The sequence below is a fragment of the Bacillus sp. ChL18 genome, from assembly GCF_026241425.1.
In the GTDB taxonomy this organism is placed as follows: Bacteria; Bacillota; Bacilli; order Bacillales; family Bacillaceae; genus Bacillus; species Bacillus velezensis.
Genome location: NZ_JAPHWE010000004.1, coordinates 98,329 through 118,924, shown reverse-complemented (window position 1 = coordinate 118,924; position 20,596 = coordinate 98,329). Strand labels below are relative to the sequence as shown.

The following is a 20,596-nucleotide window of genomic DNA, read 5'->3' as shown; positions in this document are numbered from 1 at the left end:
GAACTGGTTTCATCAAACCCGCCAATAAAGGAATTAGCTCCGTTTTTTTTCTGCTCAGTAACGAATTTCTTTCGTACTTTTTAAATAGAGCCTCGACATACAGTTTTAGTTTTTCACTTATCATTTCCCGCTCTCCTTTTAGTCCCAGCTGCGTTTTAATGATCCATTCTTCAGCGGTCTAATTTCTTGCCATTTTAATGTAATGCCGGTATCCAATTAGAGAAACTATAAATCCCAGTATTGTATAGCTCAGTACAACAAGGGTTACCCATATTAGACTTTCTCCTCCCGATATCGTCGAGACCGATTGAATTAACCCTTGATGCGCCCAGTACTGAGGAAAGAGCATTCCAATAGTTTGAAGATAGCTTGGCAATTGATCATAAGGGGTCCATAAACCACATACAACAGCGGTACCTAATGCAATCACATTTGTCATGACCAAGCCGGTATTTTCAGTCTTTGCAAAGACTGAAATGGCAACTCCCCAGGATGTAACCAGTAAAGATATCAACACAACAACCCACAGATACGCCGGAAAATTATTAATTTCAATATCATACAGAAATATTCCTAAAACAGAAAGAAGAAGAATTTGCATAAAAGTTATGACTAAAAAAGGAATGCTTTTTCCTAAGAAGAAGTTATAAGGCTTTAAAGGGGTACTTGCCAGTCTTGATACAATTCCTTTTTCCCGATCCTTTACAAAACTTATAACGATGGAGATAATAATGAATGTAGAAAAGAATACGCTCATACCGGTTACGGATTGAGAAGCTACTAAAGTTTTGTTTGTACTGTCTGTCGTAAATAGCTCAATCAGCAATATGATGGACACAATGGGTAATATAATCGTCCAAAAAAACAGAGACTTATCCTTTAACTGTTTTAGCGTTTCAATTTGAGCGAGCGGTAACATGATAAATTCCCCCTTTATTCTTCATCACGCAAATCAGTGCCGGTAAGTTTAAAGAATACATCTTCTAATTTTGGCTTATATAAAAACAACTGATGAGGCACAATATTGTTTTCCTTACTGATCCTAATTAAGTGCTCCATGGTTTCTAAAGGTTCTTTGGTTTTTATTATCAGCCCTGAATTAACGACTGAAAACTCAAAACCATGGCTCTTTATTAATTCATGAGACAATGAGGAGTTAAACATAATAGATGATTCTTCATGTCGTTTAAGCAGTTCATTTATTTCTCCTTCATCGATAATCTGCCCTCTGTCGATAAAAGCTACATAGTCACATAGAGTTTCAATCTCTTCCATGTAATGACTCACATAAATAATGGTTTTACCGGTTTTTTTGAGACGATTTACGATGTTAAAAATGTATCGGCGTGATTGCGGATCCACGCCTACCGTCGGCTCATCTAGAATAATTAAGTCTGGATCGTGCATTAATGCACACCCGATATTTAAACGGCGCTTCATCCCTCCGGAAAAGTTCTCCACAACGTCGTTTGTCCTTTCTGACAACCCGATATCTTCTAACAGTTTTTTTGTTGTTTGCTTTAGTTTTAAGCCATTCATCCCGTGTAACTTTCCGAAAAATTCCATGTTGGTTTTTGCGGTTAATTTTTCTTCAAGGCTGATATCCTGTGGAACATAACCCAGCCTGCCATTTTCATTGCCGACAAATTCAACCTTACCGTCATATTCCCGGATGATGCGTGAGATGATCTTAATTAAGGTAGATTTGCCGGATCCGTTCGGTCCAACAAGTCCATAGCAGACTCCTTTCGGAATTGTTAAAGCCACATTGTCCAAAGCCAGAGTCGTGCCATAGCGCTTACTTATATGTTCAACTTGCAGCATTTACACCATTCCCCCACTGTTATTTATTTTAAATATGGATTCAATTGTATTAATGTACTCCTTGTAGGCTGCTTTCCCTTCTTTCGTAATCTGAACAATAGTCTTCGGCTTTTTGGATACGAACTTCTTGGTTAGTTCTATATAAGCTGCATCTTCTAACTTTTTCAGATGCGAACCTAAATTCCCATCTGTGATGTCTAATGACTTTTTCAAGAAAGTAAAATCACATTGATCATAAGTCATCAGTAAACTCATAATTCCCAACCGTACTTTGGCATGTATTAAATCATTGATATTGTTAACATTACTCATTTCCTTGCCCTTTTCTTTTCAAAATCATTCCTGTAAGTAATAGGCTGCCTCCGCCAATAAATGCAAAAACAATATTCATTGCCTCAGGAAATAAACAGAATGTAAGCATACCGAGTATGCTCAGCCAAAACCCCATAACAAAAATCTCTTTTGTTAACACGATGCCTAAGAATATGTACATAATAGACACCATCAAAACAATTAAAAATGATAGAAATTCTCCTGTTCGAGGCAATAATCCCATTAAAATCAGGAAAACAAAAATGAATACCATTAATATGAATCCAATCCATGCATATTTTAATTGATTCTTTAAAAAAGTGGGCATAGGATCAAATTGTTTCTGCTTAAGATATGTCTTCAAAGTCAGTATCCACCCTACTATTGCCAGTATAAACCAGACACAAGCGAGGACTACAGAAGGTACCTTACATAAAGAAACGGAGTACGCAATAATCCATATACAGCCCCAAATAATGAAATATGGACTGGTTTGCCTTGAGTACTCAGTCTTGTAATTCGTCAAGACCTTGATATGAGATAAGTTTTCGGCTATCTCTGATTCACGAAAATTCTGATTTGACATAAGACAGGCTCCTCTTTTCGCAAAGTACTTTGTGAAACAGAGTATATTCTAATTCCATATATTTGTAAAGAGGTTTTATCCAAAATAGGCGCAACTATTTAGTCCTGGAAACAGCAGATGGGACTTCTTGCGCCGGTATGCCTCCAATACAGCCGAGACGTCCTTTATATAAACATGCTAATAAAAAACAACAAAGCAAGCTTATCTCCAACCAAAATGAAATGATCAATTAATAGCATGCAATGGCTGTCTGAATTTCTGGCTTAACGGAGGAACTTGCGGTAAAGCTTTTAAAGACACACTTCTGATAACAATTTCTGCAGATTTTAGAAATGACCAAAATAGAAGGTCCCGGAGTCAAGCAGGGAAGACATCTTGACCAGGCGGCTGGACAAACCGAATGTATATCGATTGGAAAGCAATTCATTTTATTGAAGGAAAAAGAAAGGAAAAAGGACTGGAGTCATCCAGTCCTTTTCATCAAATCGGTCAAATCCCCGCCCAAACATCTTTTGCGTAAATGCCTTTTGTCTGGAGGTCCAAAAGCCATTCTTGCGCTTGCCGTTCGTCTGTTTCGTGGACCGACTGATACGCTTTTTGCAGCGTTGCCTCTACATCGGGCGCCATTTTGCTGCCGTCGCCGCAAACGTAGAGGTGCCCTCCCCGGCCGAGGATGGAAATTAAAGCGCCGGCGTCTTTCGCCATTAAGTGCTGCACATACGTTTTCGGTACGCCTTCTTTGCGGGAGAAAGCCGTATGAAGCGTCACGATTCCGTCTTTTTCATAAGCTTCAAGCTCGTCACGGTAAATAAAATCATGATCGTTTCTGCATCCGAAATACAGATGAGCCTCCCCCAGCTCTTTTCCTTCTTTTTTTAACGCCGCCCGGGCTTGCAGAAATCCGCGGAACGGGGCGACTCCTGTGCCGGGACCGACCATAATAATCGGTTTTTCCGGATCTTCCGGCAGCCGGAATCGTGTTTCCGGAGTGCGGACAAACATCACGATACCATCCTCAGGGCCGCGGTCCGCTAAATAATTCGAAGCGACTCCGCGATACTCACCCAAACCGCTCCGGGCGGGGCCGCGAACGACGCCGACGGTAATTGAGGCCTGCCCGGGATGTTTCCGAGGCGAACTTGAAATCGAATAATACCGCGGCTTCAGTGGACGCAAAAGCTCCAGAAATCGCTCAAACGGAAGTTCACACGCTTCATATTTTTCAAGGAGATCGAGCATCGAGACGCGCGATGTTAAGATTTGCTCCTGATAGACGCCCTCCTCCAGAAAATCTTCCAATTCCCGTTTGTGCGGCGGGCAGACCGTATAAGCGGCCATTTCCCGGATTTGAGCCCTTGATGCCGCTTCCTGCAATTCGACACAGCTGCTCAGAAGATCATGCAGCCTGACCGGCCGATCGAGCGGGAGATGAGCCGCGCTCTGTCCGCTGGCCGTCAGCAGCACTTGATCATTCCCGTTCAGATTGAACCGGCGGAGAACACGGCAGACCTGCTCTTTGCTGTTTACCGGCAGCACGCCGAGATGATCCCCTTCATGATAGGCAGCCTCTTTCGGAAGAGTGATTTCGATATGCCTTGTGCTCCGGCCGCTTTCCGGCGCCTGAAGTTCCCTGTTTTCCGCAACGGATGCGTAAACCGCTTCATACGTCTTTGCCAAAGGGGACCCGCCAAGCCCGCTGACAAATTGAAGGCCCAGCGCACTTCGCTCTTTTTCGGCATTTTCATTCAGCTTGAGGCCGAATGCCTTCATAGCGTCCGTCCACATGCTTTTTTTCCATTCATCAAGCTTTCCTTCAAAATCGCCGCTGACGTCCCCTTCGCCTCGGGAGGAAAAGCGTTCCGCCCCTTTTTCGGCAAGCTTCTCATCAATAAGCCTCGGTACAGCCTGATATGTCGCCGCCCAGTTATGATCACCGCAGCCGAAGACGGCATATCTGACGCCTTCCAGCTCCCCGGGTTTGACTTCTTCAAGCCATTGAACGAATTGTCCCGCGTTGCTCGGAGGCTTTCCGTTATAAGAGGACGTAATGATCAAGAGAGCTCCTTCTTTCGGCAGTTTTCCGATCCGGTCATTTAGAGGCGCCGTTTCAGTCCGGACGCCGTGCATCCCGGCAGTATCGGCAAGCTCCCGCGCCACGCCTTCTGCGGTTCCCGTATCTGAGCCGTACAGAATCAGAAGCGGTCGGTTATCAAGCCCGATAATGGATGCGCCTTTTGTTTCCCGTTTTTCTTTTTCGACGTCTTCCGCCGCTTTTTCAGCCGCCGGGAGAGCAGCCGCAACGGCTTCTTTGTTTCTCGGCCGCACCCGGATATGAAAGTCGCCGGGCTTGATCGTTAGTGTCTGTTTAATATCGAGCTCATAATCGGTGTGATCGATAAAGGTAAAATGCTGCAGAATCATCCCCAGAACAAGGGTTGCTTCATGCAGGGCGAACTGCATACCGATACACGCCCTCTGACCGTTTCCAAACGGCTTATACGCATGGTGAGGCACTTGATCAGGATGTTCAAACCGCTCCGGATAAAATTCCTCCGCATTGTCTCCCCACGCGTCTTTATCACGGTGAAGCTGGGGAATTAAGACGGAAATTCTGTCTTTCGGCGTGATCGGATATTTCCCGCCGATCACCGTATCCTCTTTCGCATAAAGGCTGAACGCAGGCGCAGTCGGCCATAAGCGCAATGACTCCTGCAAAATCATTCGGATATAAGTAAGATCCAGCACTTGTTTATATGAAGGAACGGGATCAGTCAAAACCCGATCGGCTTCTTCATAGGCTTTTTCCAAAACACGGGGATGTTTCAGCAGAAAGTAGATGGCAAAGGAAAGCAGGCCGCTGGTCGTTTCGTGGCCGGCAATTAAAAACGTGATGATTTGAAACCGGATATTTTCATCATCAAGTTTTTCGCCCGTTTCCGGGTCTTCCACATTCAGCATTCTGGCCAGCAGATCCTTTTCATCCCGGCCGCCTGACCGGCGCTCTGCGATAATACTGTCAACTAACGAAAACATCGCCTGAATGTCATGATGAAATTGGCGCTTCGTCCTGATCATAAGCTTATCCTGAACATCAAGGCGCTGCATTTGGTGCATCGCTTCATCAAGGGCGCGCACCATGCTGTTGATAAACGGATGAGGCGTTTCCCTGTAATAACTGTTAAACCGATAGTTAAAGCCGCAAAGCCCGATCGTATCGAGCGTCAGGCGGGTCATATCAGCAGGCACATCAACGGCCTCATCCGGGTTCAGCCTAGCCCATTTTTGAATCAGCTGCACCGCGATATCAGTCATCATCGAATGGTAATCTTTCATCGCGCGCTGGCTGAAGGTCGGCATCAGAATATTATGCGCCTTTCGCCAGTTAGGCTCATGCGTCCAGCTTGTAAACAGCCCGTCACCGGAAAATGCCCGGACTTTCTCCAAAGCCCCTTCAATGCTTTTATCGAACCGCTCTTCATCACAAACCTCTTTCACCAGTTCATGGCCGGACACAACGATAATGGCGCCCGCCGGCGTATGCAGCTGAAAAATAGGCCCCTGCTCGTTTGCCAGTTTGATAAGCGACATTGTAGGCTTGTCTTTATCAAGCAAAGGAAGATTGCCGAGCGGGCCGAATGTCTTCGGCTGCGGAATCGGACCTGTTTCCTTCATGAATAACACCCTTTCTAACACGTTGATGCGTTCCTTCCAACTACATTGCCCTTTTCACCGGCCGATTATCCGCCGTCACGGATCAATCATCGGATTGACGATCGATAACGGTTTTTTCTATACTGGAGAGGCTTGTTAAATACAGAAATAAGGTGAGTTCACATATGGATTTTGAAATCAAGTTTTTATCGTTTTACGTCATTCAAGTGGAAGGAAAAGACGAACAGGCAAACAAGCAGTTCAAACATTTCCAGACGCTTGATACGGAAGAATTTGAAGAAAGCGAGCTGAAGGATTTTCTTGACGGGGAATTGAAGAAAATCGTCAAACGGAAAGCCGAACGGCATCCGCAATCCGAGCAGGTCCCCACAAAAATCGGCCATTTTATCACGGAGCCGGGCCATGAGCTTGATTCAAATCCGAATTACAACCTTTTCAACCGCGCCAGACTTGCGGATACGAAGGAAGCATTTATCGAGGCAAGCGAGCAGTTCGTCCGCACTTACCTTGACACGAGCGCCGTGCGCGGCGGTGTCTTTATCGTGGCATCGGCCGTTCCGCGCAAGTATTTTGAAGACAAATTCGTCTTTATGATGAAATGCGATTTCGAGCCGAAAGTCGCCCGCATCTCAGACGCCTCGTCTCTCATTAAAAAGGTCGAAATGGCCATCACGACAAAAAACATGAAAAGCATTCAATATCCGTATATGCCGGAAGAAGGCATGACGGAAGAGCATGAGCTGAAAATCCACCAGGCCTCGCACGCCCGTTATTTCGAAGATTTTCTCAAATTTGTCGAATACGGCGAATCGATGCCGGAAATCATGAAAAGCCAAGTCATGAACATGGTGCAGGAACACGTGTATGAAACGTTTGAAGAAAACAGCGAAGAGCTTCAGCAGTTTGAGCACGACATTGAAATTTGGGAAGCGAGTGAAAAGCGGGAAATTCAGGAGCGCCTCGACACCCATCAAGTCATCGAGGCATCCGCGCAGATCATTGAACACACGCCGGAAGCCGAGCTGAAAATGAAAGTCGGAGAAACAGAGATTAAAGGATTACTGGCTGATTTCGGCGAATCCATCCATCTCGCAAAAGTGAACGGGCGCTATGTCGCGCTCATTGAGGCGGAGACGATCTCGTTTGAAAAAGGCAGTTCGCCGGTGGAGTTTCACAAGCCTGAGGGGCTGCATGAGGTGATTGAGCGGATACGGAATAAATCTGAACAAGACTGACAAAAGTCCAGACGCCATGTTCTGGACTTTCTCTATTTAATAAGGCTCTTTGAGCAATCGATAGCATTCACTGATGATGTCTTGCACGCCGGGCGTTCCCTTTATCTCGCGGCGGACGATTTCAGATGAGAGATTCTGCACCTGTAATGCCCGCTCCGCCCGTCTTTCGAAGTATGCTTGACATGCAGTTTCATGGTTTTCGTGCTTTTGCAGTTCTTCACTAAGCACAATCGCGTCTTCAATCGCCATCGCCGCTCCCTGGGCCAATGTCGGCGCTCCTGCATGGACGGCATCCCCGCCCAGAACGACGCGGCCTCTGTGCCACGGTTCTTTAACCGCCATCTGCTCAATCTTATGAAACAAAACGGGATATTCCTTTGACATATTCTCTGTCACAAACTTCACTCCCGGAATTCCGCGCAGCAAGTCTTTCACCCGTTCAAAACGCGTGTCCTCGTCATCCCTGAAGTCAGCGTCATACGGCCGGATGATAAATACGTATCCTGTTTTTTCAGAGAGCGGCACGACCCCGACCTGCGTCTGCCCTTTTTTATACATCAGTGTCGAATCATAAAAAACCGGCTCGGGAAAAGAGATGTAAAATCTGTGCGCTCCCATGCCGAGATACTCCGTTTTCACTTCTCTTTGCAGCATTTGATCGCGGACAGCGGAGCGGATGCCGTCAAAGCCGGCGAGGATGTCAGCCGTCATCGCGGTTCCGTCTGCACAATGCACCGTTATGTCATCTGCTGTTTCTTCGTAAGACACGACTTTTTTACCGAGAAGAATCGTGACCCCCGCCGCTTCAGCATGCTTTTTGAGGATATCGTTTAACGTTTGCCGCAATATATTATTCCGCCCCGGCAGTGAATCATCTAAAAACGCCTCACTCACTTTAAACTGCAGCGTTCCGTTTTCATCATGCTGCTTCAGCCATTCCGTTTGAAAGCCGTGTTGGCAGCATTCATCATACACACCGATTTCCCGCAGTACCCGCAGCGCATTTTGAGGCTGGAGAATGCCCGCTCCGCTTTTTCGCATGCCGGACGCCGCCTCGCAAAGGGTCACTTCAAAACCCGCTCTGCCGAGAGAAATCGCTGCGGACAGACCGCCGATCCCTCCGCCCGCTATGATGATCTTTTTCACTTCATGGTTCATCCCGATACCGCCTTCTCTATTTATTTATCATTCATTAACTATTAGCCACCTTACTATATAGGCTGAAAAACTGTCAATCTTTATAGGTTGCCTTTTGAATCCGGCAAGCTTATACTTTGAATCACTAAAATGGTACGGAGGCTTACAAAAATGGAGTTGAGACATTTGCCGGATTACTCGCAGATTGCCGGACGCGCTGGGATTTACGCCGATATGGATGCTGAATCATTGAAAACATTTTTGACGTTATTTGATATGTCTAAAAAAATGAATCAGGTCATGGAGCATTATTTCTCAAGTCACGGATTGTCCGAAGGGAAATTCAAAATTTTAATGTTTCTGTTTGACGCACCCGGCCACAGCCTGAGTCCGACGGAGCTGGCGAAAAAATCCAATGTCACCAAAGCGACCATCACCGGATTGATCGACGGACTCGCACGGGACGGCTTTGTAAACCGCAGCCGGCATACCGGCGACAGACGAAAAATCAGCATCGAACTCACAAGGGAAGGAAAAGAAAAGCTGATGCTGTTTCTTCCCGGCCACTTCTCCAATATTTCAGGAGTCATGGAAAGCTTCACCGCTGAACAAAAAGCGGAATTGACAAAAATGCTTGAAGTATTATTTGATAAGCTTCTGCTGTTTTCCGGCGGCAGAACATAAAAAGGCGCCCCTCTCAGCAGGGCGCCTTTTTCGCGCGGTTAATCATCACTGTTTAAAATTCCGAAAAACCGTAGCAGGTTGATAAACAAGTTAATAAAGTCGATATAAAGCGTCAATGCCATCAAAGGAATCAAATCAGCCGTGATGTCCCGGTGCTTGATCTGGTTCAGATCGTATAAGATATACATTGAAAACACAATCGTTCCGATGACGGAATACGCCATCATGGCGGCGGAATTCAGCGGGCTGAAAATATTAAAGATCCCCACTGCGAGAAGCGCGATAACAGCGACAAGCAAGAAGGACCATAAAAACGACAAGTCCTTTTTCGTCTTAGCGCCGATCGTGCCGAGCACCGCAAAAATCACAAACGATGAACCGAATGCCTCCAATACGACATAGGCCCCCGCTGCGGACGCATAATGGCTGATAATCGGAAACAGCGTCATTCCGGAAATGAAAGCGAATGAAAACACAAACACATATCCGACGGCTTTTTTTCGGCGCAGCCAAAATGCGGCGATGATCATGACGACCTCTAAGACCGACAGCGGCAGCATCAATGCCGGCGGAATGAACTGGCCCGTATACAGGCCGATTGTCGCAACTAACAGTGTAAACACAAATACCGTTATAATGCGCTGCATAATAGATTGTTTGCTCTCATAAGCAGCAGTTTGCATGTCAAAAGTCCTCCCAAAAAATGATCGTGATAGGTCTATTATAAATAAAATGGGAGAAATTTGTATGATTTTAAGAAGATTTTAAGGATGTCAGGCCTGACGTTTTGCTGCGCACTCCTGCATATCCATGAAATCATGCAGTTTTTTCGTCAAACCGCCGTGCCCGAATCGGATTTTCCCCTTCTGCCCCGGCGTTTTCGCGAAATCGAGGAATGCCAGCACATAAAGACGCCTGACGGGAATCGGAATGACGCCCGCATCATAAAACCAGCCGTCAATTGTATTGAGCACGCCTTTGTTAATGCCGTATTGCTTCGTGCACCAATGCAGAAAGCGCACTTCGGGCAGGTGCAGATACCGGCTCTCCCGGAAAGGAACAGTTGAATGCTTCATATGTACCGCCTCCTGTCATTGGCTGTTTTTTAAGATTGTTTTACTTCTTTGCTCTTCAGGGAAAATCGATATTTCTCCACCTTATCAATTTGTGTCACTTGGGAATTATGAACCGTAATCTGAACAGTCCCGAAATCGAGCGTTTCCAGCGCACTGATAATCTTTTCGATCACATGCGGATCTACGTTTCCTTTGGACGTCATCATGCTCCCCCTTTATGTCTGGCCGTTCGTCTTTTGACAATGAGTGTTTTAATTCATACTATTCTGATAAGAAATATATAATTATACTATTATGTTTTCATTCAGAAATCAATAACATTTACACAATTTTTGGATATGTTTTCTTTGCGAAAACTTTCACTTCCTTCGCTTTGACATAAACCGTGCCGCCGACCCCCGCCCCCAAGGCGTCATATTGCTCTTTTTAAGAACGCAATCTTCCGTTCCGACATATTTAAATTGTTTTCCGCTGACAAAAAAAGCGCCCCGCCTCTGGCCGGAGCACCTTTTTTTCTATGCTTTTGCTTCCTCGATCACACATGTGACGCCCATGCTGGCGAGCGCCTGCTCCAGGGATCCGTAAGTTTGATACTCTGAAAAATCTAGCCCCAATTGGATAGAAGTCTGTGCCACATCAGGCCGAATGCCGGAAAACACGGTTCTGATGCCGAGGAGAAATAACGTTTTCGACAGCATATACAATTGCTGCGCCACCATCGTATCGACAATGGGTACACCGGACAGATCAATCACAAGATTTGTGATCCGTTTGGCGACACAGTTTTCCGGCACCGACTCCAAAATCACGCGCGCCCGCCTCGTATCAATCGATCCGATGAGCGGCAGAGTGCCGATCGTATCCGCGATCAAAATAACCGGACAGCTCAATTCGGAAATAAGCTCCTGCTGAGATGACAGCCTCGCGATCATTAATTTCTGAAACTGTTCAGTAAAATCCGTCATCAGCTGATCAAACGAGCCGTTGACAAGGTGATTCCAGCGGCGGGCATCCTCGTTTGTTACGATGTCCTGATGCTCATCCATAAAACGGGTGACCGCCTCCCAAAAGACGGTTCTTGAATTGCCGATCGCCTCAACGACCTCATGAACCTCCGCGTCTTGCTCCACTCTGCTTTTCGCTACCTGTGCGGCCCATTTTTCTTTGTTATGCTGAAAAACGGCCGGATCTTCCAAAAAAGCGCTTGCGATGACCGTGTTTGTAAAGGTATGCTGCTCGATCAGCAGCCGTTTCATTTCCTCACTTAATTGATCCGCAGAATAAAAACGCCCTCTCAGCTTCCGTCTCAGCTTGAGCCATTTTTCCGTCAGCTCTGCCGAATGTGTAATAATATAATCATGAAGTAATTGGTCTTTGTTCACTGCCGTCTCCTCTTTCAAGAATATGTACTTTTGTCTAAATTATAAATCGGAATCGCCGATCGCACTAGAGAAATTAAAAAAACCCGCACATTAAAGCTTTTGATTGCTTTTTTCGGCAGGAGGATACACTATAAAAGAAATGAAACAGGAGGTCAGTATGATGATCAAAAAAATCGCGACAGTCGCCGTATACACTGATGATCAGCAAAAAGCGAAAACATTCTGGACGGAAAAAGCGGGGTTTGAAACCGTCGCCGAGCATCCGATGGGACCGGGCGCCTTCTGGCTTGAGGTAGCGCCCAAAGGAGCCGCCACTCATTTGGTTATTTATCCGAAAGCGATGATGAAAGGGGCCGAGCATATGAAGGCTTCTATCGTATTTGAGTGTGAAGATGTCTTCGCCGCATATGAACAGATGAAAAAGAACGGCATCGCCTTTTTAGATGAACCGAAACAAATGGAATGGGGCAGCTTTGTGCAATTTAAAGATGAGGATGGTCATGTCTTTCTCCTGAAATCGTAATCCGTCAGGCACCCCAATTGACTTTGAGAATCATTTTCATTTAAAATGTTGGATAAAGCGTGAAACGGATTGGAGAGTTGCCAGATGTTTGTGCAAATCAGAAAAATGACCGTAAAAGAAGGACATGCCGACAAAGTAATCGAACGCTTCAGTTCAGAAGGCGTGATTGAAAAGCAGGAAGGTTTGATAGACGTAACGGTCCTGGAAAAAAAAGTCCGCCGCGGTGATGAAGAAGTCGTCGTGTTAATCCGCTGGGAGTCAGAAGACCATTGGAAACAATGGGAAAAAAGCGAAGACCACATCGCGGCCCACAAAGCAAACCAAGGCAAGCCGAAACCTGATTATATGCTTGGAACGGATGTCGGTATGTATCATGTCAGAGCCGTTAAAACAGGCGTACACAAAAAATAATAAAGAGCATTTGCCCCAGGGCAATGCTCTTTTTATTTTTTCTCCTCATACGGCAGGACAAACAGCGATTTATCGGGCTTCCATTCCGCATACAGCACGTCCTCCGTTTTTTTGATGTTCAGCTTTTTCAGCTCCTGATTCAGCTGCTTTTCTTCCAGCCCGGCTTCTTTCAGATTTTCATACAGCACTTCGCCGTCAATAATCAGCGTGACCGGCAAAGAGACCTGCTTCGGCTTTATTTGCATGTCGCCGTTTTTCGTCGTGTCATATTGAAATTTCGGCAGGACACTGACCATCCCGTTTGTTTCTAAAATCGCGTACTCCGCTTCCTGTATGGAAAAGCAATTCGCCTGTCTGAGAAGGCTTTGCAATTGATTAATGTCCAGCTTATTCTTTTTCAGCACATCATATTTCAGTTTTCCTTTATGTATGATAATACTCGGCTCGCCTTCCAACAGCTTTCTGGAGCTTTTTACTTTCTGCGTAATCAGTTCGATGAGATAAATTAAAATCCCCCATAACAGAGAGGCAAAAATGATTTCAAAAATCCTGACGCCTTTATCATACACCGCATTTCCGACCAGTTCGCCGAGGATGAGCGCGGAAATAAAATCAAACGGCGTAATTTGCGAGAATTGAGTTTTTCCAAGCAATTTTAAAATCACAAATAAAATACCCAAACCGCATACTAACTCCCAAGCCACTGTAAGTAAATGTCCCATATTCGCACCTTCTTCTTAAAAGTCATTACCATTATGGACATTCGCCTGTTTTCTATACAGCGGCCGGCAACACACAAAAAAACGCAGCCGAGGCCGCGTTTTTTCACTTCTGCTTACTGTTTTTGATTCGATCTGACGACCCGTAAGCACACCTCAGCGGCATAACCGGCGGCCGCTCCGGAACCCGCAAACATCGCGGCAAGCCCCAAGCCCATTCCTTCCCAGCCGCCGACACCGAAAATGCTGTAAACAACCGTACCGAAAGCAGTCAGGCCCAGCACCGCCAAAAGGCACTCAGGCCACATCTTTTTCGGCCATTTCTTGCGGAGCACAGCCGATACGGCAAAGTTAAGACAAAATGCGGCCAGACAGATCAGATAAAAAAACCCCATGTCTTTTACCTCCGTCATAAGAAGCTTTTTATTTACTCACCTTTTTTTCAAACAAATGATAACCCGGCGCGAGTCCTTTTGATTCGTACCCCATTCCGCTGTAAAACGACTGAAGCGCCTTGTTTTCGGACACGCAATCGAGCCGGATTTTCGTTTTTCCCGGGCAAGACACACCCGTCTCCGCCCAAGTCATGATTGTCCGGCCGAGCCCCGCCCCTGCAAACCGCCTGTTAATCGCCAGCCGGTGGAGATATACGGACTCCTCATGTCCTTCATCGCCCCATAGACGTCTGTCCCACCCGCTTGCTTCGGGAAGCAGCATGACGACGCCGGCCAGCTCTTCATTCTGCCTGAATAAAAAAACATACCCTTGGGCGATCGCCTCCCGCATATTGTGGGTATCTTCCCCTTCTAGAAGGCCGCTCCACTGGTTCGCCCCTTTATCGCGAAGCCATTCTGCCGCTTGCACGAGCAGATCCATGACCTCTTCTTCATCATCCTTCCGGGCGGAGGTGACACGGAATGCCCCCGCCTTCTCCTCCGTAATCGTAAATGGTGTCATAAAATCCTCCTGTAATCAGAATATTCGACACCTTTATTATAGACCAAACGCAGAAAGGAAAAAAACAGCCGTCGGGTTTGAGGGCCGTTTAAAAAATTTTCTTCTTATCACGTTCTTCTTTTAAAATCTCAACCGCTTCCCTGAAACGCATAGAGTGGACGATTTCACGCTCACGCAGAAAACGGAGTGAATCATTCAGGTCAGGATCATCGGAAATATCAATAATCCATTGATACGTCGCTCTCGCCTTTTCTTCAGCCGCAATATCCTCATATAAATCAGCGATCGGATCTCCCTTCGCCTGTATGTAAGACGCTGTGAACGGAACTCCGGCCGCATTGTGATAAAACAGCGCGCTGTCATGGTTGACGTAATGATCACTGAGCCCTGCATCACGCAGCTGCTCCGGGGTCGCATCTTTTGTCAGCTTATAAATCATCGTCGCAATCATTTCTAAATGCGCAAACTCCTCCGTGCCGATATCCGTCAGCAGGCCGATCACCTTGTCAGGAATCGTGTAGCGCTGGTTTAAGTACCGGAGCGCTGCGGCCAATTCGCCGTCCGCCCCGCCGTATTGTTCAATGAGAAACTTAGCCAGCATCGGGTTGCATGTACTGACTTTAACCGGATACTGCAGCTTTTTTTCATATACCCACATTTACAGATCCCTCCTTATACTTGCCATGGCCAAGGACCGCGGCCCCAGTCCCATTGAGCGCCGACCTGACTCACGCCGAATTGCAGAAGCGGTCCGTACTCAGGCTCAAACCGCTTTCTCAGCTGTCTTGAGTACCGGGAATATTCATGAAACTGCTGAAGCGCGAGACGGTCATGGGGATGCGTATCCAGATAAAGCGTCAGCTCAACCAAGACAAAGTCCGCCGCCTGAATTTGCTCCAGCAGCCGATAGTATTCATCATCAATCTTTTTCGCCATATTCGATTCCCCCCCGATAAGGATTATCATAGAAATCGTAAAGATCCTTCCAAAGGGTCCCTTTTCTCAATGCCTCCATCGGAGAAAACTGCTCCAAGTGATACGGCTGAAACCGCATATAAAGATGCGGCGGCGTTCTGTAGTATTTTCTCCCGATCGGCGGGCAGGGATCAAACCGGCTGTGGAAGGGTTTATAGGATTTGACCGGTGTAAACGGCTGATTTTCTTTCATTACGATCCTCCTTTCCTAAACACATGACCTTAATAGGTATGAACCCGTAACGGCATTTATGCCCTGTAAGAAAATAAAAAAGCCCGTTAAAAACGGACTCAATGTAACTCATCTGGAATTTGAAGTAAAAAAATCATAATGAAAAATCTGATTGAAAGCGCTGATAATGTTTCAATGTATATTCCGTAATTTGTTGATCATATTCAGGATATTCATATCTCAATAAAACAGCCACTGACTTTGAATATGCTCTGAAGAGACCTTGGCAGTCAAACAATGCCTTCCACACGCTTTCATAAGTATTGCCGACATAAGTATTCAGCAGGATTTCCCAATCTTTCGCATTCATGTAATGTTGAACATACTTATAATTCTTCCCTACACTTAATGAAAACTGATTCTCTATCCCGATATTCCACGCAATCATACGCAAAACATTAGGCCTTAAAATGTCATTCATATGATCCAGCGCAAACAGTATTTCTTTACGCATTAATCCTTTAATCACATAGGTTGAAACCATCCAAAATTCATTGCAGCAATCATCAAACTCTCTGGAGGTCGGTTTCTTTATATGATATTGTTCATCACTCGCAATAATCTTACGGTTGATTCGGTCATCCTTGTCTAATACTATTTCCGCCAAACCATCACTCTGTGTAAAATAATCCTCTGTTTGACTCAGAGGGATCAAAGTTAAGTCGATTTTATGATGATCTTTAAATAGCATTAGATAGGAGAACCAGTCTCCGAGTTCCGGAGGGAAAAGTTCCATATCTTCAGGTTTTTGCATCATCATTCTTTCGCCAAACTGATCCAGCCAGCTGTCGTCAGATGTGAAGGAGTCCATATCGGTCACAAAATAAGAAATATCATAGTCTTGAAATTTGTCTCTCGGTACATTTTTATTGGTTCTTGATCCCTCTAAAGTGACAAGACGGATTCTCTCGTCCTTCATCGCAATATCAAGAATCAATTTCATCATTTCGTCTTCACTTCTCACATGTAAAACCTCCCGATAAAGAGATTTTTTACAGATCATCAGTTTATAAACAACAGAAAGAAAAGGTTGTGAGCTTGCATGATTTACAGAAAAGTCCTATGTATTTGATGATTTTGCTCCAATCGTAACACAGCTGCAATAACATGAGAAGAGCACTCTTGCTGTTCCAAGAGTGCTTTTTCCCGAATGATCAGATATATTGGCTGTCCCGATGATGATGATGGAACGGGTAGCCGCCGTAGCCTCCGCCATAGCCGCCAAAACCGTACCCCGGATATCCCCCGAAGCCGCCGTAGCCGCCAAAACCGCCGTAACCGCCGTAACCGCCAAAACCGTATCCCGGGTAGCCGTAGCCTCCGCCGAAACCGTGTCCCGGATATCCTCCGTAGCCTCCGTAGCCGCCAAAACCGTACCCCGGGTAGCCTCCGAAGCCTCCATAGCCGCCGCCAAAGCCTCCGCCGTAAATCGGTCTTCTTTCATTCATGATTTATCGCTCCTTCACATAGGTTACAGTCCAGTTTATGACATCCGGAAGGAAACGTATGGGCATCCGCCCAGTTTTGGCGAAATAATCAATAATTGCTTACGGAGAAATTCGATACAGGCCGACCGCATAAGCAAAATAAAAAGGCCGGAACTTATGCCGCCCCGGCCTTTTTGTCTTTATTCGCCTAAATCTACATTGTGATAAACCTGCTGTACGTCTTCGAGGTCTTCCAGCACATCGATCAGCTTTTCAAATTGAGCTTTCGCATCTTCCGGAAGCTCGACTTCATTTTGCGCAAGCATCGTCAGCTCCGCAACCGTGAACTCTTCAACGCCGGCATTTTTGAATGCCTCCTGTACCGCATGGAATTGATCAGGCTCGGCATATACGATAACACTGTCATCCTCTTCTAATATATCGCGCACGTCCACATCAGCTTCCATCAGCAATTCCAGCGCTTCATCCGCCGTCTTGCCTTCAACGCCGATAACGGCAGTCGCATCGAACATGTAAGCGACAGACCCGCTCACACCCATATTTCCGCCGTTTTTCCCGAATGCGGCGCGCACTTCAGGCGCCGTGCGGTTTACATTATTGGTTAACGCATCAACGATGATCATTGAACCGTGCGGCCCGAAACCTTCGTAACGCAGCTCGTCAAAGTTCTCCTCCGCGCCGCCTTTCGCCTTTTCAATCGCACGCTCAATAATATTTTTCGGCACACTGTACGTCTTTGCGCGCTCAAGCACCACTTTTAACGCCTGGTTCGATTCCGGATCTGGCTCGCCTTGTTTTGCCGCCACATAAATCTCACGGCCGAACTTCGCGTAAATCCGGCTCGTATTTGCGTCCTTTGATGCTTTCTTTTCTTTAATATTGTTCCACTTACGGCCCATTTTGTTCCACTCTCTTTCACGAATTGAATCTGTATGATAAATACTCTGCCTTCTATTATACCTCAGCGGTTGGGTTGTTTCGAGTGTAAGACATTAGAAAAAACAGGCACGCTTAAAATCACCGGAGCGCAGTAAGCCGAATGTGAGGGTTATTGTACAAAACATAAAAAGCCTCCCTTCATACAGGAAGGAAGTCGCAAGCCAAAAGATTCATTTTATTCTTATTACCTATTTCCTACACTGTATATCCTGACTCACGTGGTAAAATTTTGATATCGAACAAAAGAAAGGATATGGTCATGAAAGTTTTCGAAGCAACCACCCTGCTGGCCGCCGCCAAACAGCGTGCGAGTGAATACAAAGAACTGCGCGGCCAGATGGTCAATCTAAAAAAAGCGTTTCAAGGTATGGCTGACCTCGGTGACAGCGACTTTTCAGGCCGGGGCGCCGACAACATCAAAGCCTTTTTCCAGGACCACGCCGGCGTCACAGACAGCTGGCTTGATCTGATCGACATGAAAATCGCATTTCTCACAAGTCTTCCCGGCAAGGTCGAAGATGCCGGACTTTCCAATTCGCATGTGGAGGAATCATTTCTGGAGCACGAGCTCACCCACGCCCTCAGTAAATCAAAGGCGATTATGGAAGAGCAGAAAAAAGACATGCGCTCCATCCTCGGTGAGATCGAAGACATCATCTCGCTCGAATTGTTTTCAACCGAAAACACGGATCAGAAGCTCTCTTCAGCAGACAAAAAAAGAAGCGAAACCATACATAAGCTCGGCAAGCTCGATCACGATCTAATGAATGAATACGCAGAAACCGAAGCGAACGAACAGTTCATCCAAGCTGACTTCCAGCAGCTTCAAAATGCCACGGGCAAAGGAAAAAGCGCCATGCCGCTTCACTACAACGCCAAAGCGTACCGTGAAAGCGACATCCATAAGAAAAAAGGCGATATCGCAAGACATTCGGATGCTTATTTGACGATTAAAAAGGAAGAAGCGAAAGAGCGGGAAATCAAGGATCTGAAGAAAAAGCTGGCTGATGGTGTCACCGATCCGGATGAGTATTTGGAAATCGCGAAGAAGATCGGCTATGAAAACCTTGAACCCGCTCAGGTGGAATATGTGATGCAGCTCGAACAGGCAAAACAGCTCGAAGAAGTCGGAGAAACAGCTTGGGATATCGTTAAAGGAGTAGGCGTCGGCCTTTATGATGTCGGGAAAGACACCATAACAGGCGTCAAAGATCTGGCTGTCGGCGCATGGAATTTTTACCATCTCTCTGATGAACAAAAAGTCACTAAAACCATATCGGCTGTATTGAACACGCCCTCCTACGCAAAAATCATATGGACAAACCTGGCGGATTCATGGAATGATAAAATGGTTAACGGGGATGCGTATTCAAGATCCCATTACATCACCTACGCCATCGGGAGCATTGTCGGACTCAAAGGTTCCGGCTCAGCTGTGAAAGTCTCAAGCAAGCTCGCTAAAACAGGTGCCGCCAAAGTGGATAACGTCTTGGAAGCCGGTGAAAAAGCGGCTGCAAAACATGTAAAAACAGGGATTGAAAAAGGAAAAGACTATATCAATTCCGTTTCGAAAAATAAGTACCAACCCGCACTTGCCGGAATAGCACAGGATATTGAAAATACTCACAATGTGAAGAATACTCCTTTGTTGAAAAGTATTATTGAAGATCAGAAAGAGAGTGTTCTCAGTAAATCTGTGACCTCTGACAATAACGGCATACATAGTGTTAAACAAGGAGACAGCAGTCCTCTCGCACCGGGCGGGGGTTTAGCTGCTCACGAAGCAAAAGGCGGACACCTTATAGAAAGACATGTTGGTAAGACTGACCAAGAACTCCTGAAAAGGCTTGAAAAAAGCAAAATGAGTAACAAGAAAATATCCGGATCATCAACTTTTAAGGATAGAGCAACTGCAGAAAAGATTGCTAATATTACCTTATCAGATAATAAAGATAAAATAGAAAAATGGTTAAATAATGATGTAAAAAAACCTTTGGTACTCTCCTATAAAGGATCAGAAGTGTTAGGCAGAGGAATTACCAAAGGCACAACCGAAATTTCTGACTTAACTAATGCTAAAATTATATTGAAAAAGAATAATGATGGTAGTTTTATATTAACAGGCTACCCCACGAGGTGAGAACAATGATCGAAACAAATATTTCTGAACCTGTATTTCAATTTTTAGGAGGGACTTTCCATCAAGATATAGACACTCCTGAGACAGCACTTGAAGAATACTTAGCAGAGATACCTAAAAAAGAACAAGAAAACGATGTAGTAGCACTCAAAACGTTTATAAATAGCAATTACTCAGATGAAGAAAAAAATGATTTTATAGAAGAGTCTGCAGATGGTGTAGATATCAATAGTTACGGACTATCCCCAATACTATGGCTCAGACAAGTCATTCAAAAAATCGAAAAGAATATTGAGGCTTTATAGATTCAGGGAAACCTTATTCCTATGTTTGCACAGTCTCTG

At 45.6% G+C, this 20,596-nt stretch carries 25 protein-coding genes; 6 read left to right on the top strand and 19 right to left on the bottom strand.

Going from position 1 to position 20,596, the window contains the following annotated elements; genetic code table 11:
• Positions 1-178 precede the first annotated feature (178 nt).
• From OQ477_RS19005 to OQ477_RS18985, 5 genes are all read right to left on the bottom strand, one after another.
• On the bottom strand, positions 179-919 hold the full coding sequence (locus OQ477_RS19005) for an ABC transporter permease (protein WP_032867543.1): 741 nt from the start codon (positions 917-919) through the stop codon (positions 179-181).
• A 14-nt stretch (positions 920-933) separates the two neighbouring features.
• Complete coding sequence (locus OQ477_RS19000) at positions 934-1,824, bottom strand: ABC transporter ATP-binding protein (protein WP_265973490.1); 891 nt, start codon at positions 1,822-1,824, stop codon at positions 934-936.
• Positions 1,825-2,136 (bottom strand): winged helix-turn-helix domain-containing protein, encoded by a 312-nt coding sequence (locus tag OQ477_RS18995; protein ID WP_007609957.1) that lies wholly within the window; start codon positions 2,134-2,136, stop codon positions 1,825-1,827. It abuts the gene before it with no gap.
• Positions 2,129-2,722, bottom strand: a complete 594-nt coding sequence (locus OQ477_RS18990; RefSeq protein WP_167340539.1) for a hypothetical protein — start codon at positions 2,720-2,722, stop codon at positions 2,129-2,131. The genes OQ477_RS18995 and OQ477_RS18990 overlap by 8 nt, the downstream gene beginning before the upstream one ends.
• A gap of 489 nt (positions 2,723-3,211) precedes the next feature.
• On the bottom strand, positions 3,212-6,394 hold the full coding sequence (locus OQ477_RS18985; RefSeq protein ID WP_265973489.1) for a bifunctional cytochrome P450/NADPH--P450 reductase: 3,183 nt from the start codon (positions 6,392-6,394) through the stop codon (positions 3,212-3,214).
• A 164-nt stretch (positions 6,395-6,558) separates the two neighbouring features.
• Between OQ477_RS18985 and OQ477_RS18980 the strand changes: the two genes are divergently transcribed.
• Positions 6,559-7,629, top strand: a complete 1,071-nt coding sequence (locus OQ477_RS18980) for a DUF3900 domain-containing protein (RefSeq protein WP_007609950.1) — start codon at positions 6,559-6,561, stop codon at positions 7,627-7,629.
• Positions 7,630-7,665: 36 nt separating this feature from the next.
• Here the strand turns inward: OQ477_RS18980 and OQ477_RS18975 are convergent, their stop codons facing one another.
• Positions 7,666-8,787 (bottom strand): FAD-dependent oxidoreductase, encoded by a 1,122-nt coding sequence (locus OQ477_RS18975; protein WP_265973488.1) that lies wholly within the window; start codon positions 8,785-8,787, stop codon positions 7,666-7,668.
• A gap of 150 nt (positions 8,788-8,937) precedes the next feature.
• Between OQ477_RS18975 and OQ477_RS18970 the strand changes: the two genes are divergently transcribed.
• Entirely contained in the window at positions 8,938-9,450 is a 513-nt protein-coding gene (locus OQ477_RS18970) for a MarR family winged helix-turn-helix transcriptional regulator (protein ID WP_105937986.1), read from the top strand.
• A 38-nt stretch (positions 9,451-9,488) separates the two neighbouring features.
• Here OQ477_RS18970 and OQ477_RS18965 read toward each other — a convergent pair whose 3' ends face one another.
• The 4 genes from OQ477_RS18965 to OQ477_RS18950 all read right to left on the bottom strand — a co-directional run bounded on the left by OQ477_RS18965 (position 9,489) and on the right by OQ477_RS18950 (position 11,908).
• Positions 9,489-10,133 carry a Bax inhibitor-1/YccA family protein gene (locus OQ477_RS18965; RefSeq protein WP_007408941.1) on the bottom strand — a complete coding sequence of 215 codons (645 nt, stop codon included), beginning with the start codon at positions 10,131-10,133 and terminating at the stop codon, positions 9,489-9,491.
• A 90-nt stretch (positions 10,134-10,223) separates the two neighbouring features.
• Positions 10,224-10,526 (bottom strand): hypothetical protein, encoded by a 303-nt coding sequence (locus OQ477_RS18960; protein WP_015416995.1) that lies wholly within the window; start codon positions 10,524-10,526, stop codon positions 10,224-10,226.
• Positions 10,527-10,555: 29 nt separating this feature from the next.
• Positions 10,556-10,729 (bottom strand): YezD family protein, encoded by a 174-nt coding sequence (locus tag OQ477_RS18955; protein WP_003155693.1) that lies wholly within the window; start codon positions 10,727-10,729, stop codon positions 10,556-10,558.
• Between the two features lie 312 nt (positions 10,730-11,041).
• The gene (locus tag OQ477_RS18950; protein ID WP_007408939.1) at positions 11,042-11,908 is read right to left on the bottom strand and encodes an STAS domain-containing protein; all 867 of its coding nucleotides are present in this window, start codon (positions 11,906-11,908) and stop codon (positions 11,042-11,044) included.
• 160 nt (positions 11,909-12,068) lie between these two features.
• Between OQ477_RS18950 and OQ477_RS18945 the strand changes: the two genes are divergently transcribed.
• Both OQ477_RS18945 and hmoA read left to right on the top strand, forming a co-directional pair.
• Positions 12,069-12,431 (top strand): VOC family protein, encoded by a 363-nt coding sequence (locus tag OQ477_RS18945; RefSeq protein ID WP_265973487.1) that lies wholly within the window; start codon positions 12,069-12,071, stop codon positions 12,429-12,431.
• An 84-nt stretch (positions 12,432-12,515) separates the two neighbouring features.
• Positions 12,516-12,842, top strand: a complete 327-nt coding sequence (gene hmoA, locus OQ477_RS18940; protein WP_265973486.1) for a heme-degrading oxygenase HmoA — start codon at positions 12,516-12,518, stop codon at positions 12,840-12,842.
• A gap of 32 nt (positions 12,843-12,874) precedes the next feature.
• Here the strand turns inward: hmoA and OQ477_RS18935 are convergent, their stop codons facing one another.
• The 9 genes from OQ477_RS18935 to OQ477_RS18895 form a co-directional block, all read right to left on the bottom strand.
• Positions 12,875-13,564: a YetF domain-containing protein gene (locus tag OQ477_RS18935; protein WP_265973485.1), complete on the bottom strand. Its 690-nt coding sequence runs from the start codon at positions 13,562-13,564 to the stop codon at positions 12,875-12,877.
• 113 nt (positions 13,565-13,677) lie between these two features.
• Positions 13,678-13,956 (bottom strand): YesK-like family protein, encoded by a 279-nt coding sequence (locus tag OQ477_RS18930; RefSeq protein WP_017419062.1) that lies wholly within the window; start codon positions 13,954-13,956, stop codon positions 13,678-13,680.
• A 28-nt stretch (positions 13,957-13,984) separates the two neighbouring features.
• A complete protein-coding gene (locus tag OQ477_RS18925; RefSeq protein ID WP_265973484.1) occupies positions 13,985-14,518 on the bottom strand; it encodes a GNAT family N-acetyltransferase in 534 nt (177 codons plus the stop codon).
• An 88-nt stretch (positions 14,519-14,606) separates the two neighbouring features.
• Positions 14,607-15,176, bottom strand: coding sequence for a spore coat protein CotJC (gene cotJC / locus OQ477_RS18920; RefSeq protein WP_003155700.1), 570 nt, complete (start codon positions 15,174-15,176; stop codon positions 14,607-14,609).
• A gap of 14 nt (positions 15,177-15,190) precedes the next feature.
• The gene (gene cotJB / locus OQ477_RS18915) at positions 15,191-15,454 is read right to left on the bottom strand and encodes a spore coat protein CotJB (protein WP_007408934.1); all 264 of its coding nucleotides are present in this window, start codon (positions 15,452-15,454) and stop codon (positions 15,191-15,193) included.
• Positions 15,438-15,686: a spore coat-associated protein CotJA gene (cotJA, locus tag OQ477_RS18910; RefSeq protein ID WP_003155704.1), complete on the bottom strand. Its 249-nt coding sequence runs from the start codon at positions 15,684-15,686 to the stop codon at positions 15,438-15,440. The genes cotJB and cotJA overlap by 17 nt, the downstream gene beginning before the upstream one ends.
• A 133-nt stretch (positions 15,687-15,819) precedes the next feature.
• On the bottom strand, positions 15,820-16,689 hold the full coding sequence (gene ant(6), locus OQ477_RS18905; RefSeq protein ID WP_265973483.1) for an aminoglycoside 6-adenylyltransferase: 870 nt from the start codon (positions 16,687-16,689) through the stop codon (positions 15,820-15,822).
• 190 nt (positions 16,690-16,879) lie between these two features.
• The gene (locus OQ477_RS18900; protein WP_265973482.1) at positions 16,880-17,173 is read right to left on the bottom strand and encodes a hypothetical protein; all 294 of its coding nucleotides are present in this window, start codon (positions 17,171-17,173) and stop codon (positions 16,880-16,882) included.
• Between the two features lie 179 nt (positions 17,174-17,352).
• Complete coding sequence (locus tag OQ477_RS18895; protein WP_265973481.1) at positions 17,353-18,072, bottom strand: YebC/PmpR family DNA-binding transcriptional regulator; 720 nt, start codon at positions 18,070-18,072, stop codon at positions 17,353-17,355.
• Positions 18,073-18,371: 299 nt separating this feature from the next.
• On the opposite strand from OQ477_RS18895, the gene OQ477_RS18890 reads away from it, so the two are divergent.
• Together OQ477_RS18890 and OQ477_RS18885 are read left to right on the top strand one after the other, a co-directional pair.
• Positions 18,372-20,252, top strand: a complete 1,881-nt coding sequence (locus OQ477_RS18890; RefSeq protein ID WP_265973480.1) for a ribonuclease YeeF family protein — start codon at positions 18,372-18,374, stop codon at positions 20,250-20,252.
• Positions 20,253-20,257: 5 nt separating this feature from the next.
• Positions 20,258-20,557 (top strand): contact-dependent growth inhibition system immunity protein, encoded by a 300-nt coding sequence (locus tag OQ477_RS18885; protein WP_265973479.1) that lies wholly within the window; start codon positions 20,258-20,260, stop codon positions 20,555-20,557.
• Positions 20,558-20,596: the final 39 nt, after the last annotated feature.

Coding starts and splice junctions, on each gene's coding strand:
- OQ477_RS19000 (WP_265973490.1), bottom strand. CDS start 1,824: ATGCTGCAAGTTGAACATATAAGTAAGCGCTATGGCACGACTCTGGCT.
- OQ477_RS18985 (WP_265973489.1), bottom strand. CDS start 6,394: ATGAAGGAAACAGGTCCGATTCCGCAGCCGAAGACATTCGGCCCGCTC.
- OQ477_RS18965 (WP_007408941.1), bottom strand. CDS start 10,133: ATGCAAACTGCTGCTTATGAGAGCAAACAATCTATTATGCAGCGCATT.
- OQ477_RS18930 (WP_017419062.1), bottom strand. CDS start 13,956: ATGGGGTTTTTTTATCTGATCTGTCTGGCCGCATTTTGTCTTAACTTT.
- OQ477_RS18980 (WP_007609950.1), top strand. CDS start 6,559: ATGGATTTTGAAATCAAGTTTTTATCGTTTTACGTCATTCAAGTGGAA.
- OQ477_RS18885 (WP_265973479.1), top strand. CDS start 20,258: ATGATCGAAACAAATATTTCTGAACCTGTATTTCAATTTTTAGGAGGG.
- OQ477_RS18960 (WP_015416995.1), bottom strand. CDS start 10,526: ATGAAGCATTCAACTGTTCCTTTCCGGGAGAGCCGGTATCTGCACCTG.
- OQ477_RS18970 (WP_105937986.1), top strand. CDS start 8,938: ATGGAGTTGAGACATTTGCCGGATTACTCGCAGATTGCCGGACGCGCT.
- OQ477_RS18890 (WP_265973480.1), top strand. CDS start 18,372: ATGAAAGTTTTCGAAGCAACCACCCTGCTGGCCGCCGCCAAACAGCGT.
- OQ477_RS18895 (WP_265973481.1), bottom strand. CDS start 18,072: ATGGGCCGTAAGTGGAACAATATTAAAGAAAAGAAAGCATCAAAGGAC.
- OQ477_RS18990 (WP_167340539.1), bottom strand. CDS start 2,722: ATGTCAAATCAGAATTTTCGTGAATCAGAGATAGCCGAAAACTTATCT.
- hmoA (WP_265973486.1), top strand. CDS start 12,516: ATGTTTGTGCAAATCAGAAAAATGACCGTAAAAGAAGGACATGCCGAC.
- cotJC (WP_003155700.1), bottom strand. CDS start 15,176: ATGTGGGTATATGAAAAAAAGCTGCAGTATCCGGTTAAAGTCAGTACA.
- OQ477_RS18945 (WP_265973487.1), top strand. CDS start 12,069: ATGATCAAAAAAATCGCGACAGTCGCCGTATACACTGATGATCAGCAA.
- OQ477_RS18900 (WP_265973482.1), bottom strand. CDS start 17,173: ATGAATGAAAGAAGACCGATTTACGGCGGAGGCTTTGGCGGCGGCTAT.
- OQ477_RS19005 (WP_032867543.1), bottom strand. CDS start 919: ATGTTACCGCTCGCTCAAATTGAAACGCTAAAACAGTTAAAGGATAAG.
- OQ477_RS18925 (WP_265973484.1), bottom strand. CDS start 14,518: ATGACACCATTTACGATTACGGAGGAGAAGGCGGGGGCATTCCGTGTC.
- OQ477_RS18935 (WP_265973485.1), bottom strand. CDS start 13,564: ATGGGACATTTACTTACAGTGGCTTGGGAGTTAGTATGCGGTTTGGGT.
- OQ477_RS18955 (WP_003155693.1), bottom strand. CDS start 10,729: ATGACGTCCAAAGGAAACGTAGATCCGCATGTGATCGAAAAGATTATC.
- cotJA (WP_003155704.1), bottom strand. CDS start 15,686: ATGAAAGAAAATCAGCCGTTTACACCGGTCAAATCCTATAAACCCTTC.
- OQ477_RS18975 (WP_265973488.1), bottom strand. CDS start 8,787: ATGAACCATGAAGTGAAAAAGATCATCATAGCGGGCGGAGGGATCGGC.
- cotJB (WP_007408934.1), bottom strand. CDS start 15,454: ATGGCGAAAAAGATTGATGATGAATACTATCGGCTGCTGGAGCAAATT.
- OQ477_RS18995 (WP_007609957.1), bottom strand. CDS start 2,136: ATGAGTAATGTTAACAATATCAATGATTTAATACATGCCAAAGTACGG.